This window comes from Variovorax sp. V93 (assembly GCF_041154485.1).
In the GTDB taxonomy this organism is placed as follows: domain Bacteria; phylum Pseudomonadota; class Gammaproteobacteria; order Burkholderiales; family Burkholderiaceae_C; genus Variovorax; species Variovorax beijingensis_A.
Map to the genome: position 1 here is coordinate 987,080 of NZ_AP028670.1, position 15,855 is coordinate 1,002,934.

The 15,855-nt window shown below is 70.0% G+C and carries 13 protein-coding genes; all 13 read left to right on the forward strand.

What is annotated here, in order from left to right:
- The first annotated feature begins 48 nt into the window (after positions 1–48).
- The 13 genes from ACAM54_RS30675 (at position 49) to ACAM54_RS30735 (ending at position 15,847) form a co-directional block, all read left to right on the forward strand.
- Positions 49–1,383, forward strand: coding sequence for a TolC family outer membrane protein (locus ACAM54_RS30675; protein ID WP_369651229.1), 1,335 nt, complete (start codon positions 49–51; stop codon positions 1,381–1,383).
- Complete coding sequence (locus ACAM54_RS30680; RefSeq protein WP_025569603.1) at positions 1,380–3,572, forward strand: type I secretion system permease/ATPase; 2,193 nt, start codon at positions 1,380–1,382, stop codon at positions 3,570–3,572. The genes ACAM54_RS30675 and ACAM54_RS30680 overlap by 4 nt, the downstream gene beginning before the upstream one ends.
- Positions 3,569–4,804, forward strand: coding sequence for an HlyD family efflux transporter periplasmic adaptor subunit (locus ACAM54_RS30685; protein WP_369651228.1), 1,236 nt, complete (start codon positions 3,569–3,571; stop codon positions 4,802–4,804). Before ACAM54_RS30680 ends, ACAM54_RS30685 begins: the two co-directional genes overlap by 4 nt.
- A gap of 51 nt (positions 4,805–4,855) precedes the next feature.
- Positions 4,856–5,299, forward strand: coding sequence for an outer membrane protein assembly factor BamE (gene bamE, locus ACAM54_RS30690; protein WP_145746901.1), 444 nt, complete (start codon positions 4,856–4,858; stop codon positions 5,297–5,299).
- 95 nt (positions 5,300–5,394) lie between these two features.
- Positions 5,395–6,339: a LysR substrate-binding domain-containing protein gene (locus ACAM54_RS30695; RefSeq protein ID WP_369651227.1), complete on the forward strand. Its 945-nt coding sequence runs from the start codon at positions 5,395–5,397 to the stop codon at positions 6,337–6,339.
- Positions 6,340–6,440: 101 nt separating this feature from the next.
- The gene (locus ACAM54_RS30700) at positions 6,441–8,204 is read left to right on the forward strand and encodes a carboxylesterase family protein (RefSeq protein WP_369651226.1); all 1,764 of its coding nucleotides are present in this window, start codon (positions 6,441–6,443) and stop codon (positions 8,202–8,204) included.
- A gap of 49 nt (positions 8,205–8,253) precedes the next feature.
- The gene (locus tag ACAM54_RS30705; RefSeq protein WP_369651225.1) at positions 8,254–9,204 is read left to right on the forward strand and encodes a LysR family transcriptional regulator; all 951 of its coding nucleotides are present in this window, start codon (positions 8,254–8,256) and stop codon (positions 9,202–9,204) included.
- Between the two features lie 156 nt (positions 9,205–9,360).
- Entirely contained in the window at positions 9,361–9,870 is a 510-nt protein-coding gene (locus tag ACAM54_RS30710) for a hydroxyquinol 1,2-dioxygenase (RefSeq protein ID WP_145746899.1), read from the forward strand.
- Between the two features lie 20 nt (positions 9,871–9,890).
- Positions 9,891–10,898: a hydroxyquinol 1,2-dioxygenase gene (locus tag ACAM54_RS30715; protein WP_369651224.1), complete on the forward strand. Its 1,008-nt coding sequence runs from the start codon at positions 9,891–9,893 to the stop codon at positions 10,896–10,898.
- 134 nt (positions 10,899–11,032) lie between these two features.
- Entirely contained in the window at positions 11,033–12,496 is a 1,464-nt protein-coding gene (locus ACAM54_RS30720) for an aldehyde dehydrogenase family protein (protein WP_145746996.1), read from the forward strand.
- A 32-nt stretch (positions 12,497–12,528) separates the two neighbouring features.
- Positions 12,529–13,455 (forward strand): tripartite tricarboxylate transporter substrate binding protein, encoded by a 927-nt coding sequence (locus tag ACAM54_RS30725; protein WP_369651223.1) that lies wholly within the window; start codon positions 12,529–12,531, stop codon positions 13,453–13,455.
- A 20-nt stretch (positions 13,456–13,475) separates the two neighbouring features.
- On the forward strand, positions 13,476–14,543 hold the full coding sequence (locus ACAM54_RS30730) for a maleylacetate reductase (RefSeq protein WP_369651222.1): 1,068 nt from the start codon (positions 13,476–13,478) through the stop codon (positions 14,541–14,543).
- 50 nt (positions 14,544–14,593) lie between these two features.
- Positions 14,594–15,847 carry an ABC transporter substrate-binding protein gene (locus ACAM54_RS30735; RefSeq protein WP_369651221.1) on the forward strand — a complete coding sequence of 418 codons (1,254 nt, stop codon included), beginning with the start codon at positions 14,594–14,596 and terminating at the stop codon, positions 15,845–15,847.
- The last annotated feature ends 8 nt before the right edge of the window (positions 15,848–15,855 follow it).

A 15,855-nucleotide genomic window follows, 5' to 3' on the forward strand; every position in this document is an offset into this window, starting at 1 on the left:
CGCCGGTGCCGATTGCGGTGCCGGCACCTTGTCCGCACGTCTTCACGCATGCTTTCTCCTCGTCATCTTCCGCTCGCCGCCGCGGGCCTTCTCATCCTGCTCGCGAGCACGGCGGCACTCGCACAATCGAGCGCCGCCCCCCCGCTGGGCATGGCCGAGGCGGTGCGCCTGGCCGCCACCTCGCACCCGACCGTGCGCAATGTCGTCGGCCAGGCGCTGCAGGCGGGCGAGGGCATTGCGGCGGCGCGCTCGGGCTACTACCCGCAGGTCAGCGCCGGCCTCAGCGCGCGCACGGGCAACCGCCAGCTCCAGACCGACGGCCGCCGCCAGGCGCACGAGGCCTCGCTGTCGGTGACCCAGCTGCTGTACGACTTCGGCAAGGTCTCGAGCGCCGTGAACGAAGCCGAAGCCTCGGCCACGGCCGCGCGCGCCAAGCTGCTCATGGCGGTCGACGATGTGGTGCGCGACACCGCGCAGGCATGGATCGAAGTGCATCGCCAGCAGGCGCTCGGCGAAATCGCGCAGGCCCAGGTGAAGGGCGTGCAGTCGCTGGCCGGCCTGGTGGGCGAACGCCAGGCCAAGGGCGCCACCAGCCAGTCCGACGTGGCGCAGGCGCAGTCGCGCCTGGAAGCCGCGCGCGCCCAGCAACTCAACACCGCGTCGCAGGCCGAGCGCTGGCGCCTCAACCTCATGCATCTGACCCAGGGCCGCATGCCGGCCGATATTGCCGGCGAAGCGTCGCCGCCGCTCGCGAGCGCCTGCGCCGTGCAGCCGCAGGCGGCCCTGCCCGCGCCGGCCGTGCAGGTGGCGCAGGCCGAGCGCGACATGGCGCAGGCCGCGCTGCGTGGTGCCGATGCCCAGCTGCTGCCCACGCTGTCGCTGAACGCCGGCGTGAACCGGGGGCTCGAATCGGGCGCGCGGCTCGCCGGCCAGTCCGGCACCGAAAGCACGCTCACCGTGAGCTTCACCGCACCGCTGTACGAAGGCGGGCGCAGCCAGGCCCGCCAGCGCGCCGCCGCGCACGCCGTCGAGGCGGCCGAGGCCGCGCTGGGCTATGCGCAACTCAGCGTGCGGCAGCGCCTCGAAGACGCGCGCGTGCAATCGCAAGGCCACGCGCAGCGCCTGCCCGTGCTCGCCGCGCGCGTTCACAGCACGCAGCGCACGCGCGACCTGTACCGGGAGCAGTACCTGCAACTGGGCACGCGCTCGTTGCTCGACCTGCTCAATGCCGAGCAGGAGTTCCACGGCGCGCGCTTCGAGCAGGCCGAAAGCGCGCACGAAGTGCAGCGGCTGGCGGTCGAGTGCCTGTACCAGTCGGGCCGGCTGCGCGAGGCCTTTGGGCTGGTCGATGCGGGCGAGCTGGTCGCAGGAGGCCAGCCATGACCGCCACCACCGTGCCCGAGCTGTCCGCCGCGCGCGGCCCCGTGCTGCTCGGCAGCTGGGTCGACGCCGTGCTGGCCGTGGCCGCCCACTACCACCTCGACACCTCGCGCGAGCGCATCCGCGGCGCTGCCGCATGGAGCGACCACGAAGACATCGGCGAGCGCGTGCGCCAGATGGCCCGGCAGGCCGGGCTCACCGTGCGCCAGGTCGCGCCGCGCCTGGACACCCTGAGCCCCTGGCGCCTGCCCGTGGTGCTGCAACTGCGCGACGGGCAGGTGGCCGTGGTCACCGCCATCTCGGCGCAGGGCCTGCGCCTGATGCTCGGCGGCGACCAGGGCGCGGAAACCGTGCGCACGGCCGACGAGCTGCAACCCGCGCTCGAAGCCATGGCTGTGCTGCGGCCTGCGCAATCGGCGCCCGACTCGCGCGTGGACGCCTACATCCGGCCGGTGGAGCCGCATTGGCTGCGCCAGATCGTGCTGGCCGACTGGCGGCCCTACGCCCACATCCTCGTCGCGTCGCTGGCCTACAACCTGATGGCGCTGGCCGGCACGCTGTTCTCGATGCAGGTGTACGACCGCGTCGTGCCTGCGCAGTCGCTGCCCACGCTGCATGTGCTGTTCGGCGGCGTGCTGCTGTCGATCGCGTTCAGCTGGGTCATGCGCGGCGCGCGCATGCGCATCACCGACGTGGTGGGCAAGCGCGCCGACCTGCGCATTTCCGACCGCGTGTTCGGCCACGCGCTGCGCGTGCGCGGCTCGGCGCGCCCGCGCGCCACCGGCACCTTCATCTCGCAGTTGCGCGAGCTGGAGCCCGTGCGCGAGATGCTCACGTCGACCACCGTGGCGGCCGTGGCCGACCTGCCGTTCTTCTTCGTGTTCTGCGTGCTCTTCTGGTTCATTGCCGGATGGCTGGTGCTGGTGCCGCTGGCCGCATGCGTGCTGCTGCTCGTGCCCAGCCTGGTGGCGCAGCCGCGCCTGCGGGCGCTGGCCCAGGCGGGCATGCGCGAGTCGTCGCTGCGCAATGCCATGCTGGTCGAGACTGTGCAGGGCATCGACGACATCAAGGTGCTGCAGGCCGAGCCGCGCTTCCAGAACCAGTGGAACCACTACAACGCCGTCAACGCCGACTCCGGCCTGCAACTGCGCGCGCTGCTCAACACCCTGAGCAACTGGACGCAGACCGTGCAGGGCGGCGCCTTCGCCTTCGTCGTGTTCTTCGGTGCGCCGCTGGTGATGGACGGCCACATGAGCACCGGCGTGCTGGTGGCCGCATCGATCCTGTCGACCCGCATGCTCGCGCCGCTGGCCGGCGTGACGCAGGTGCTCAACCGCTGGCAGCAGGCCAAGGTGGCCGGCGAGTCGCTGGACCAGCTCATGAAGCTCCCGGTCGACCATCCGCCCCACGAGACGCGCGTGCACCGGTCCGCCGTGCAGGGCGACTACACGCTGCGCGACGCCGTCTTCAGCCACGACGGCCGGACCACCGCGCTGCAGGTGAAGGCGCTGCACATCGGCGCCGGCGAGCGCATTGCCGTGCTCGGGCGCAACGGCGCGGGCAAGTCGACGCTTCTGCAGGCGTTGTCGGGCCTCCTCGAGCCGCGGGCGGGCAGCGTGCTGCTCGACGGCGTCTCGATGGCCCACATCGACCCCGCCGACGTGCGCCGCGACGTCGGTCTGCTCGCGCAGGACGCGCGCCTGTTCCATGGCACCCTGCGCGAGAACCTGCAGATGGGCACGCCCCACGCCACCGACACCGAACTGATCGCGGCCCTGCAAGCGACCGGCGCCTGGGCCTTCGTGCGCGGCCTGCCCTCGGGGCTGGACCACCCGCTGCTGGAAGGCGGGCGCGGCCTCTCGGGCGGACAGCGCCAGAGCCTGCTGCTCGCGCGGCTCATGCTGCGCCGCCCCGGCGTGCTGCTGCTCGACGAGCCCACCGCCTCGCTCGACGAAGTGGCCGAGCGAGAAGTGATCGAACAACTGCGCGCGCTGCCTGCAGGCCGTACGCTGGTGCTGGCCACGCACCGCCCGGCCGTGCTCGAAGCGGTGGACCGCATCCTCGTGGTGGACGGCGGCGCCGTCGTGCTCGACGGGCCACGCGAACAGGTGATGGCGCGGCTGCGTCAAGGCGCGGCGGCATCGCGCGAGACGGCGGCTTCCGCAGGCCGTGGCAAGGAGGGGCAGGCATGAACGCCGTGACACGGACCGGGACACAAGTGCAGGCACCGGCCGCATCCACCGCCACCGTGTGGGGACCGGGCGGCGCCGACGACTTCGACGAGGCACGTGCCAGCGGTTCCGCCCGCGTGGTGTGGTTCATCGCGCTCTTTCTGCTCGCGTTCTTCGTATGGGCCTGGTGCTTCGAGATCGACGAGGTGTCCAGCGGCATGGGCAAGGTGATTCCCAGCTCGCGCGAGCAGCGCATCCAGTCGCTCGAAGGCGGCATCCTCGCCGAGCTGCGCGTGCACGAAGGCCAGATCGTCGAGAAGGGCCAGGTGCTCGCGCAGCTCGATCCCACGCGCGGCGAATCGAACGTCGAGGAAACCGCCGCGCGCTACCGCGCCGCACTGGCCAGCAGCGCGCGGCTGCGCGCCGAGGTGGAGGGGCGAAGCACCCTGCAGTTCCCCGCCGAACTGCAGGCGCACGCGCAACTCGTCGATTCCGAAAGCGCGCTCTTCCGTTCGCGGCAGGGCAGCCTGCGCGACACGGTGTCCGGCCTGGGCCAGGCGCTTGCGCTCGTGCGCAAGGAGCTCGACATCACGCGCTCGCTGCAGGTGAGCGGCGCTGCCAGCAACGTCGAACTCATCCGCCTGCAGCGCCAGGCCGCCGACCTGGAGCTGAAGATAGCCGATGCGCGCTCCAACTACATGGTGCGCAGCCGCGAAGAACTCGCCAAGGCCGATGCCGAGGTGAAGTCCTTGTCGTCGGTGGTGCGCGGGCGCACCGACTCGCTCGAGCGGCTCACGCTGAACTCGCCCGTGCGCGGCATCGTCAAGAGCTTGCAGGTCACCACCATCGGCGGCGTCGTGCCGCCCAACGGCTCGCTCCTGACCCTCGTGCCCCTGGACGACCAGCTGCTGGTCGAGGCGCGCATCTCGCCGCGCGACATCGCCTTCATGCGGCCTGGGCAGGAGGCGCAGATCAAGATCACCGCGTACGACTACGCCGTGTACGGCGGCCTCAAGGGCCGCGTGGTGACCATCGCACCCGACACCCAGCGCGACGAGGTCAAGCCCGAGATCGTGTACTACCCCGTGCTCGTGCGCACCGAGTCCGACGCACTCACCGACAAGGCCGGCCGCCGCATGCCCATCGTGCCCGGCATGGTGACCACCGCTGACATCCGCACCGGCCGCAAGACCGTGTGGGACTACTTGACCAAGCCGCTGAACAAGGCGCGCGAAGCCATGCGCGAGCGTTGAACCGCGCGCTCATTCCCCAAGAAACCCATCTGACCAAAGAGGACGCTAGCCATGAACCAGACCCTGCATGCATCACCCGCCGCTGCCACCTTCGTGCTTGTCGCCGCGCTGCTCGGCGTCGCCACCACGGTGGCAGCCCGCGACAACCCCGTGGACCCCGTGAGCAACCCCGACAAGCTGAGCTATCGTGACGTCGAGGCGCGCCGCCCGGACTTCAAGGAACCCTTTCTGCGCGACGGCGTGGTGTCGCGGCCCGAGCGTTTTCGCGAGATCAAGCCCGGCATCAGCCAGGCCCAGGTGCTCGCCGTGCTCGGCCAGGCCCTGAAGGAGCAGCGCGGTGCGCTCGGCACCGAGTGGGACTACCACTTCAAGTTCCAGATGCCCCAGTCGGCCAACTACCTCGTGTGCCAGTACAAGGTCGTGTTCGACGACAGCCAGGCCGTGCGCAGCGCCGTGTGGCGCCGCCGCCAATGCCTGGACCTGATTCCTCGTTAGGCCCTGCTTCGATCCCACGAACGCCGGGCCCCAGGGGGGCCGCATTCGAGCGGAACGGTGCACGCGGAGAATGCGGGCTGTTCCAGGAGAAAGCGATGGACGAAGAAGGTGGTGTCGCGGAAGACTTGATGCTGCTCGTCGCGGTGATCGAGGCGGGCGGTTTCAGTGCGGCGAGCCAGCGGGTGGGTATCCCCGTGTCGCGCCTGAGTCGCCGCATTGCTGCGCTCGAGAAGCGGCTGAACGTCCGCCTGATCGCGCGCAGCTCGCGCAGCTTCAAGGTGACGGACATCGGCCAGCGCATGTACGAGCATGGCGTAAGCATCCGGGCCGCGACCCAGCGCGCGGTGTCTGCGGCGCATGACAGCCTCGGCGAGCCATCGGGGCCGCTGCGCATCTCCTGCCCCATGGCACTGAGCGCATTTCTCGTCGGCCCTCTCGCCATCGGTTTCAGTGCGCGCCATCCCGCCGTGGCGATCACGCTCGACGCGACCGATGGCCGGGCGTCGGTGTTCAGCGAGCCCGTGGACCTGTGGATCCGCCCCAGCGACCAGTCGCTGCGGGATTCGAGCTGGGTGATGCGCAAGCTGATGGACGTCCCCTACATGCTGGCCGCATCGCCCCGGGTCCGCGACGCCTTGCCCGATGCCGCGACGGCCGCCGGCCTGCGCGGGTGCCCCGCGATCGGCTGGACCTTCAAGCCGCGGCCCGCCGCCTGGCTGCTGCGTCATGCGCGCGACGGCGAACTGGAGATCGATGTGCGCGTGCAGTTCACCAGCGACAGCCTGATGCAGATCAAGGAGGCCGCCATCGCCGGCCTCGGCGTGGCGCAACTGCCGGCGATGATGTGTGTCGCGGACCTCGAGGCGCACCGCCTGGTCGCCGTTGCACCGGGATGGGCGCCGCCGTTGATGTCGCTCTATGCGCTGTACCCCTCGCGGCGCGACCTGACCATCGCGGGGCGCATGTTCCTGGACGAACTCTGCAAGGCCGCGGCCGGCATCGCAGGCCCGCCGGCGCCGCCGCAAGCCTCGCATTCATAGAAAGCTGCGTTGCACGGATGGCGCTGTCGTCCGCGGGCCATCGTTCATAGACTCGCCTGCGTTTCGGGCCTCTTCAGGCCCGGCGATCAGAGGATGCGGCCATGAACCCGAGCGCTTCACGCGAACCCCTGGCGGCCGACCGGCGCCGCTTCGTCCTGGCAGCCGGCGCGCTGGCGGCGCTGCCGCTGGCAGGATGCGGCGGTGGTGGTGGCGGCAGCGGCGGCTTCCCCGCGGTCGCGGTGCCGCCCCCTGCACCGGCACCCGCACCGGCACCCGCACCGGCCCCGGCGCCCGACACGCGGCCCGTGGCGGACACGAGCTCCGGAAAGCTCCGGGGGCAGCGCAGCGCCGACGGCAGCATCGTGTCCTTCCTCGGGGTGCCGTATGCGCAGCCTCCCGTCGGCGCACTGCGCTTCCGATCGCCGCAGGCCTACCGGGCGGCGGCCGGCACTTTCGAGGCCACGGCCTTCGGGGCCGCGGCCCTCCAGACGCTGCCTCCCTATGTCACATGGATCTATCCGCGGCCGGACCGCCAGGACGAGGACTGCCTGAGCCTGAACGTCTGGGCACCCAGCCAGGACGGCCGGCTGCCCGTGGTGGTGTGGCTGCACGGCGGCGCATGGCGCACCGGCGCGACGAGCATGCCGCTGATGCATGGCGAGGCATTGGCCCGCAAGGGCGTGGTGGTGGTCACGGCCAACTTCAGGCTGGGCGTCCTCGGCACCCTCTCGCACCCCGATCTCGCCGATCCCGACACCGGCATGCAGGCCAACTGGCAGCTGCAGGACCAGATCGCCGTGCTGCAATGGGTCCGGGAGAATGCGCAAGCCTTCGGCGGCGATCCTGGCAACGTCACGCTGATCGGACAGTCGGCCGGCGGCACGAGCGGCGCCATCCTGGCGCAGAACCCCGTGGCCCGGGCGTGCTTCCACAAGGCCCTCCTGATGAGCCCGGCAGGCGTCCCGCCGCCCACCGCCTTCACGCTGGCCGACGCGGCCACCTATGCCCAAGCGCTGGCGGCGCGCCTGGACACCACCCCCGCGGGCCTGCGCAACATCCCGGCGCAGACCCTGCACAACGCCGAGCTGGCGCTCAATGCGTTGCCGCTGCCTGCCGGCATCACCTCGGGCCGGGGCTTGCGCGCCGCACCCGTCATCGACGGGAGGACCTGCCTTGGCGACTGGACGCGCACGGCATGGCCGGCCGACATGCCGCTGATGCTGACCAACACGCTGACCGAGGGCTCGTTCTTCCTCGATGCGTACGACCCGGCCACCCAGGCCATGTTGACGCCGCCGCTGCCGGCAAGCCGCTCGGAGCTGCTCGCGCTCGTCACGCCCCAGGCGGGCGGCTCCCAGGCGAATGCCGATGCCGTGATCGACGCCTACGCGTCAGCCGCGGCGAGCGACAACCGCTCGTCCACGCCGGGCGACCTCTGGATCGAGATCTACGGCGACCGGGTGCTGCGCAACTTCGGCGTCAGGTACGCCGCCCGGGTCGCCCAGGCCGGCGGCAACGTCCGCTACGCCACCTATGCCCACGAGATCGTGGCACCGGGCCGCGGCGTGCCGCACTGCGCGGAGCTTCCGATGCTGTTCGGCAGCTACGGGCTCGACCACTACCGCGACAAGGTCGGGGCCGGACCGGCCGAAGCGCAGCTCGCGGACATGCTCATGAACGCGGTGGTGTCGTTCGCGCGCGGCGGCAACGCGCAGCTCGGTGCCGGCGCGGCCTGGCCGGGCCTGGCCGACCTCGCCACCAGCGCCGTATCGCTGGGCGCAGCCGGCGATGCGGCGGGCTTCAGCATCGGCGCGGTGCCGAAGCTCGCGCAGCTGGGCATCTGGGATTCCATCCTGGGCTACTGAAGCGGCATGGGGCCCGCGGGCGCTGCAGAAGCGCTACATTGCATGCGCCATGGACCGCCTCGAAAACATTGAGACCTTCGTACGGGTCGCGCAGACCCAGAGCTTCGCGGAGGCCGCACGCCAGCTGCGGGTCTCCAAGTCCGTGGTGACCAGCCGCGTGAAGCAGCTCGAAGACCATGTCGGCGCGCCGCTGTTCCACCGCAGCACGCGCGTGGTGCGCCTCAGCGACGTGGGGCAGGCCTTCCTGCGCGACTGCGTCGAGCTGGTCGGTCGGGCCAACGACATCATGGACCAGATGCGCGACGCCAGGGACGGGCCCACCGGCACCTTGCGCGTGCATGCGCTCACCGGCTTCGTGCTCGGGCATTTCGCCACGCTGCTGCGGGCCTTCCAGTCGAGCTTTCCCGACATCCATCTCGAACTCATCGTGAGCGATGCGGTGGTCGATCCGGTGAAGGCGGGCGTGGACTGCGCGCTGCAGATCTTTCCGGCGGCGTCGACCGAGCTGGTGTCGCGCTCGCTGTTTCCGGTGCGGCGGGTGTTCTGTGCCACGCCCGAGTACCTGCGCGCGCACGGCCGGCCCGCGAGCCCGCGCGAGCTGCACAAGCACACGCTCGGCCTGTACTCGGGCTATCCGACGCGCGACCGCTGGACCTTCCACCACGGCGGCGAGCAGGTGACGATGTACATGAGCGCCGTACTGCTCACCAACAGCGTCCACCTGCTGCGCGAATACGCGATGGAACATGCCGGCATCGTCTGCCTGCCGACGCTGGTGGCCGGCGAGGCGATCCTGCGCGGCGAGCTGGAAGTGGTGCTGCCGTCGCACCAGCTGTCGTCGTTCTCGCTGAGCGCGGTGTATGCGGGCACCTCGCGCAATGCGTTCAAGCTGCGGCTCTTCATCGAGCACCTGACCCAGGCCTTCTCGAAGATGCCGCCATGGGATGCGGCCATGATCGAACGGGGCCTGCTGCCGCCGGGCCTGATCTGGGACGCTTGAGCCGGACACGGGTCGTTCGCGGGTAAACCCTGCGCATTGGACGGAATTGCCGAACAATGCGGACCGCGTTTCGGGCCTACCGCCCGTGCCGCGCGTTTCCTACAGTGCGTACATCGCAGCGCCACGCTGCATCGTCCAGCACCTCAGGAGACATCCATGACCGTTGCCTACCAGACCCGCTTCGGGTCGCTCAAGCACTTCGAGAAGGGGCACGTCGAGCCGATCGACGACGACGTGCGCCACTACGCGTTCTCCAACTGCTTCGAGATCGCCAGCATCAGCCGCCCGTACGAGAAGGTCGTGTTCGGCCAGAACCAGATCTACGTGCTGGAAACCCTGCGCGCCGAAGGCACCTCGCCCTGGTACACCAGCGCGCACGACGAGTTCGCGCTGGTGATGGATGGCGAGGTGGAAGTGCACCTCGTGCAGCTCGATGCCGCCCAGGCCGTGGCCGACAAGGACAAGAACGGCGCCGTGCTCGTGGAGGGCGAGCCCAAGGGCAGGAAGATGGGCTGGATGAAACTCTCGCGCGGCCACCAGGGCCTGCTGCCGAAGAACGCGGCCTACCAGTTTCGCGTCGCCGGCGACCCGGGCGTGATCGTGCTGCAGACCTGCAAGGGCGACCTCTCCGTGGAGAAGTGGGCCGACATCTGCCAGACGCAATGAACGCATCCAGGAGCCACACCATGAACGCACCCGCAGAACTCGCCAAGGTCCTCGCCTCGCAGCCCGACGCCACGCTCGGCTACAAGGACTTCTCGCTCGGCAGCTTCGGCTTCCGCCGCGACGAGTATTTCGCCCACATCACCTGGAAGACCCGCGACGGCCGTCCCATGAGCCACACCATGGACGCCGGCAGCTACCTGCGCGCGCTGATGCGCGACGTGGCCTGGGGCTTCTTCTACGGCTGGGTCAACTTCGACGACGTGTTCGGCACCATCAACCACTACGACTCGGTCGACCTGTATGCCGGCAGCTTCAACGGCACGATGAAGGACGCGGGCATCGACCTGCTGGAGAACTTCCCCACGGCGCAGATCCGCGCCACCTTCGAGGCCATGCTCGACGACTGGACCAACGAGAGCTTCGACCCCTTCGCCGCGCCGCAGGAAACCGGCTCGCCCTACGGCCGCAAGAGCGGCAACAACACCGCCAAGATCACCCGGGCGCGCGAGCTGGCCAAGCGCTGCGTGGGCCTGAAGGGCGACCTCGACCTGCGCAGCGACGAGCGCGGCGCGCCGGTCAACCGCGCCTTCGCGGACGTGCCGCAAGGCCAGCCCGAACTGCACCCCGAGCCCGGCTTCGAGAACGAGGTGCACGGCTTCAACCTCTTCGGCTTCCTGAGCCGTTCGCAGGTCACGTGGAACCCTAGCTTCACCTCAGTGGTGAAGCACAGCTTCATGTGCCCGACGACCGAGGAGCACATCCTGCCGATCATCCACGGCAACGACCGCGTCGAGTGGTTCTTCCAGATGACCGACGAGATCCACTGGGACTGCGGCGACAAGAACACCGGCCGTCCCATGGCCCGCGTGATCATGAAGGCGGGCGACATGGCCGCCATGCCCGCCTACTGCCGCCACCAGGGCTTCAGCCCCAAGCGCTCGATGCTGCTGGTGTGGGAGAACGGCTCGCCGAGCCTGGTGTACGAGATCCAGAAGGGCGAGAGCCCCGAGATCCCGGTGCAGTTCTGAACTGACTTGCTCCCTCCCCCGCTGGGGGAGGGCAGGGGTGGGGGCCCTCCGAGCCCGCGCCCTCCTTGATGAAGCCCCCACCCCAACCCTCCCCCAGCGGGGGAGGGAGAGGAACGCCCATGCCTATTTCTTCCATCCGCCACCAGCTCTTCATCGACGGCCGCTTCGTCGACGCCGAATCCGGCGAGACCCTGGCCACGCTCAATCCGCACGACAACACGCCCATCGCCCATGTCGCGCTGGCCGGCAGGGCCGATGTCGACAAGGCCGTGGCGGCCGCCAAGCGCGCGTTCCCGAAGTGGAGCCGCATGGCCGCCGCCGACCGCGGGCGCATCCTGCTGAAGCTCGCCGACCTGATCGAGGCCAACGCCGAAGAACTGGCGCGGCTCGAGTCGCTCGACACCGGCCATCCGATCCGCGACTCGCGCCGGCTCGACGTGCCGCGCACCGCTGCGTGCTTCCGCTACTTCGGCGGCATGGCCGACAAGTTCCAGGGCGAGACCATTCCGGTCGAAGAGGGCTTTCTCAACTACACGCTGCGCGAGCCCGTCGGCATCGTCGGGCAGGTGGTGCCGTGGAACTTTCCGCTGATGTTCACGAGCTGGAAGATGGCGCCCGCGCTCGCGGCCGGCAACTGCATCGTGATGAAGCCGGCCGAGATCACGCCGCTCAGTTCGCTGCGCATCGCCGAGCTGATGGCCGAGGCGGGCGTTCCGCCCGGCGTGGTCAACATGCTGCCGGGCCTGGGCAGCGTGGCAGGCCAGTCCATCGCCGAGCATCCGGAGATCGCCAAGATCGCTTTCACCGGCAGCACCGCCACCGGCCGGCGCATCGTGCAGGCCAGCGCGGGCAATCTCAAGAAGGTCCAGCTCGAACTCGGCGGCAAGGGCCCCAACATCGTGTTCGAGGATGCGAACCTGCAGGCCGCCGTGAACGGCAGCGCCTGGGCCATCTTCCACAACCAGGGACAGGCCTGCATCGCGGGCTCGCGGCTGATGCTGCACGAGAAGATCGCCGACGCCTTCCTCGAGCAGTTCATTCCGCTCGCGCAGTCGATCCGCCTGGGCAACCCGCTCGACGAGGCCACCGAGATGGGCCCGCTCACCAGCGCCCAGCACCGCGACCGCGTGCTGGCCTATGTCGAGGTCGCGCAGGGCCAGGGCGGCGAGGTGCTCGCGGGCGGCACCTCGCCCGGCGGCGATCTTGCGCAGGGCTGCTACGTGGCGCCGACCGTGGTGCGTGCGAAGTCCTACCAGGACCGCGTCGCGCAGGAAGAGGTGTTCGGCCCCTTCGTCACCGTGCTCACCTTCAAGAGCGACGAGGAGGCGATGCAGATCGCCAACGGCACCGACTACGGCCTGGGCAGCGGCCTGTGGACGCGCGACCTGCAGCGCGCCCACAAGGTGGCGCGCGACCTGCACGCCGGCATGGTCTGGATCAACAGCTACAAGCGCGTGAACCCCGGCTCGCCCTTCGGCGGCGTGGGCCAGAGCGGCTACGGCCGCGAGATGGGCTTCGACGCGATGCGCGAGTACACGCAGGTCAAGAGCGTGTGGGTCAACGTCGACGCGCAGATTCCGCCGCACTTCGCGCGCTGAGTTTCTTTCTTTCAATCCACCGGGCACACACGATGTCTTTTCCGATCCTTTCCCGGGCGCTGGCCGCCTGCATGCTGTTGCTGCTCGGCGCCGCGGCCCAGGCCCAGGTGCCGGCCTGGCCCGCCAAGCCCGTGCGGCTGGTCGTCGGCTTTCCGCCGGGCGGCATCGTCGACACGGTCGCGCGCCAGCTGCAGCCGCGCCTGCAGGCCGCGCTCGGCCAGACCGTGATCGTCGACAACCGCAGCGGCGCCGGCGGCACCCTGGCGGCGGCCGAGGTGGCGCGCGCGGCGCCCGACGGCCACACGCTGCTGATGGTGTTCGACAGCTATGCCACCTATCCGCTGGTCTATCCGAAGCTGAGCTTCGACATCGCGAAAGACCTGCAGCCCGTGACCCAGGTCGCGAGCAATCCGCTGGTGCTGGTGGTCAACCCGAAGGTGCAGGCCAAGGACTTCCAGCGCTTCGTCGGCCTGCTCAAGGCGCAGCCGGGCGGCCTCAACTACGCGAGCGTCGGCCCGGGGTCGAGCAACCATCTCACGGCCGAATACTTCAAGGCCGTGAGCGGCACCTTCGTCACGCACATCCCCTACCGCGGCGGCGGCCCGGCCCAGCAGGACCTGCTGGGTGGGCAGGTCGAGATGATGTTCCTCTCGGCCGTGCTGGCCCAGCCGCATGTCAACGCGGGCCGGTTGCGCGCCCTGGCCCAGACCGGCTATCCCGGCTTCGAGGTGAGTTCCTGGGTCGGCCTGCTCGCCCCGGCCGGCACGCCGCGCGCCGTGGTCGACCGGCTGCAGGCCGAAGTGCGCAAGGCGGTGACCGAGCCGGCCTTCCAGCAGCGGCTGCGCGAACAGGGCCTGACGGGCATCGCCAACACGTCCGAGCAGTTTGCCGCCGTGCTGCGCACCGAGCGGGACAAGTGGACCCGCCTGGTGCGCGAACGCCGCCTGAGCCTGGAATAGGCAGACCGAAGGAACGCGCCATGCACGACTTCATCCACACCACCCATCCGCAGCGCGTGGTGTTCGGCGCCGGCTCGCTGCGCCACCTGGCGCGCGAAATCGACGCGCTAGGCGCGAAGAGGGCGCTGGTGCTCTGCACACCCGAGCAGCGCCCGCAGGCCGAGCGCGTGGCGGCTTCGCTCGGCGCGCAGGCGGCCGGCCTGTTCGACCGCGCCGTGATGCACGTGCCCGTCGAGACCGCGCGCGAGGCGCGCGAGCTGGCGCGCCGGCTCGGCGCCGACTGCGCCGTGGCGCTCGGCGGCGGCTCCACCACGGGGCTGGGCAAGGCCATTGCGCTGGAAGGGGGGCTGCCGATCGTCGCCATTCCCACCACCTACGCAGGCAGCGAGATGACGCCAATCTACGGCCTCACCGAGAACGGCCTGAAGAAGACCGGCAAGGACCCGCGCGTGCTGCCGCGCACGGTGATCTACGACCCCGAGCTGTCGCGCACGCTGCCCGTGGGCCTGAGCGTGACCAGCGGCATCAACGCCATCGCCCATGCGGCCGAAGGCCTCTATGCGCAGGACAGCAATCCGGTGATGGACCTGATGGCCGAGGAGGGCATCGCCGCGCTCGCACGCGCGCTGCCGGCGATCCGCGCGCAGCCCGGCGAGCTCGCGGCGCGCTCGGACGCGCTCTACGGCGCCTGGCTCTGCGGCAGCGTGCTCGGCGCGGTGGGCATGGCGCTGCACCACAAGCTGTGCCACACGCTCGGCGGCAGCTTCAACCTGCCGCATGCCGAAGTGCACACGGTGGTGCTGCCGCATGCGCTCGCATTCAACGCCGAGGCCGCGCCGCGTGCCATGGCGCGCATCGCGCGCGCGCTCGGCGGCGTGTCTGCGCAGGCGGCGGTCTTTGCGCTGGCGCAGGGCAACGGCGCACCGGTGGCGCTCAAGGACATCGGCATGCGCGCCGCCGACCTCGACCGCGCGGCCGACATCGCCGTCGCCAACCCGTACTGGAATCCGCGGCCCTTCGGCCCGGCCGAGCGCGTCGAGATCCGCGCGCTGCTGCAACGCGCCTTCGACGGCGAGCCGCCGGGCTAGGCGCGGCGCAAGCATCGAAGACACACACACGAACAACGAAGGAGACAGCCATGACATTCAACCGCAGACAGTTCACGCAGGCCGCCGCCGCACTCGCCGCTACGGGCGCCGCGCCGCGGGTGTTCGCCGCCGACACGCTCAAGATCGGCTACGTGTCGCCCCAGACCGGGCCGCTCGCGCCCTTCGGCGAGGCCGACAAGTGGGTGATCGAGCAGATGAAGGCCGCCTTCAAGGACGGCATCGCCGTCAACGGCAGGAAGTACGCCGTGCAGATCGTGCTCAAGGACAGCCAGTCGAACCCCAACCGCGCGGGCGAGGTCGCGAACGACCTGATCCTCAAGGACAAGGTCGCCCTGGTACTCACCGCTGGCACGCCCGAGACCGCCAACCCGGTGAGTGACGCCTGCGAACTCAACGAGGTGCCGTGCATCTCCAGCGTGGTGCCGTGGCAGCCCTGGTTCTTCGGCCGCAAGGGCGACCCGGCCAAGGGCTTCAACTGGACCTACCACCTGTTCTGGGGGCTGGAAGACGTCATCGCCAACTTCACCAACGGTTGGAAGACCGTGGCCACCAACAGGAAGGTCGGCGGCCTGTTTCCCAACGACGGCGACGGCAATGCCTGGGGCGACAAGGAACTGGGCTTTCCCAAGCCGCTCGCGCAGATGGGTTTCACGCTCACCGATCCCGGCCGCTTCCAGAACGGCACGCAGGACTTCAGCGCGCAGATCGCGGCCTTCAAGCGCGACAACGTCGAGATCGTCACCGGCGTGGTGATCCCGCCCGATGCCAAGACCTTCCTCACGCAAGCGCGGCAGCAGGGCTTCAAGCCGAAGGTCATCACGCTGGGCAAGGCACTGTTGTTCCCGGGCGCGATCGAGGCGCTGGGCGATCTGGGCGACGGGCTGTCGACCGAGGTGTGGTGGAGTCCCTCGCATCCGTTCACGTCGAGCCTCACGCAGCAAAGCGCGAAGGCGCTGGCCGAGGCCTACGAGACCGGTGCGAAGAAGCAGTGGACGCAGCCCATCGGCTTCGCGCATGCGCTGTTCGAAGTGGCGGCCCATGCCCTGTCGCGGTCGAAGTCGTTGAAGGCGGCCGACGTGCGCGATGCGGTCGCATCGACCTCCATCGACTCCGTGGTCGGCCCGGTGAAGTGGGGCGGGCAGGGCCCCTTCAAGAACGTCAGCAAGACGCCGCTGGTGCTCGGCCAGTGGGGCAAGGGCAAGAAATACAAGTACGAGCTCGGCATCGTGAACAACGAAGCGGCCAAGGGCATTCCGGCCGGCGGCGCGCTGCGGCTGCTCTGAAGAACGCC

Bases quoted from the DNA above. Each gene is read 5' to 3' on its own strand.
- ACAM54_RS30675 (WP_369651229.1), top strand. From the start codon at position 49: ATGCTTTCTCCTCGTCATCTTCCGCTCGCCGCCGCGGGCCTTCTCATC.
- ACAM54_RS30680 (WP_025569603.1), top strand. From the start codon at position 1,380: ATGACCGCCACCACCGTGCCCGAGCTGTCCGCCGCGCGCGGCCCCGTG.
- ACAM54_RS30685 (WP_369651228.1), top strand. From the start codon at position 3,569: ATGAACGCCGTGACACGGACCGGGACACAAGTGCAGGCACCGGCCGCA.
- bamE (WP_145746901.1), top strand. From the start codon at position 4,856: ATGAACCAGACCCTGCATGCATCACCCGCCGCTGCCACCTTCGTGCTT.
- ACAM54_RS30695 (WP_369651227.1), top strand. From the start codon at position 5,395: ATGGACGAAGAAGGTGGTGTCGCGGAAGACTTGATGCTGCTCGTCGCG.
- ACAM54_RS30700 (WP_369651226.1), top strand. From the start codon at position 6,441: ATGAACCCGAGCGCTTCACGCGAACCCCTGGCGGCCGACCGGCGCCGC.
- ACAM54_RS30705 (WP_369651225.1), top strand. From the start codon at position 8,254: ATGGACCGCCTCGAAAACATTGAGACCTTCGTACGGGTCGCGCAGACC.
- ACAM54_RS30710 (WP_145746899.1), top strand. From the start codon at position 9,361: ATGACCGTTGCCTACCAGACCCGCTTCGGGTCGCTCAAGCACTTCGAG.
- ACAM54_RS30715 (WP_369651224.1), top strand. From the start codon at position 9,891: ATGAACGCACCCGCAGAACTCGCCAAGGTCCTCGCCTCGCAGCCCGAC.
- ACAM54_RS30725 (WP_369651223.1), top strand. From the start codon at position 12,529: ATGTCTTTTCCGATCCTTTCCCGGGCGCTGGCCGCCTGCATGCTGTTG.
- ACAM54_RS30730 (WP_369651222.1), top strand. From the start codon at position 13,476: ATGCACGACTTCATCCACACCACCCATCCGCAGCGCGTGGTGTTCGGC.
- ACAM54_RS30735 (WP_369651221.1), top strand. From the start codon at position 14,594: ATGACATTCAACCGCAGACAGTTCACGCAGGCCGCCGCCGCACTCGCC.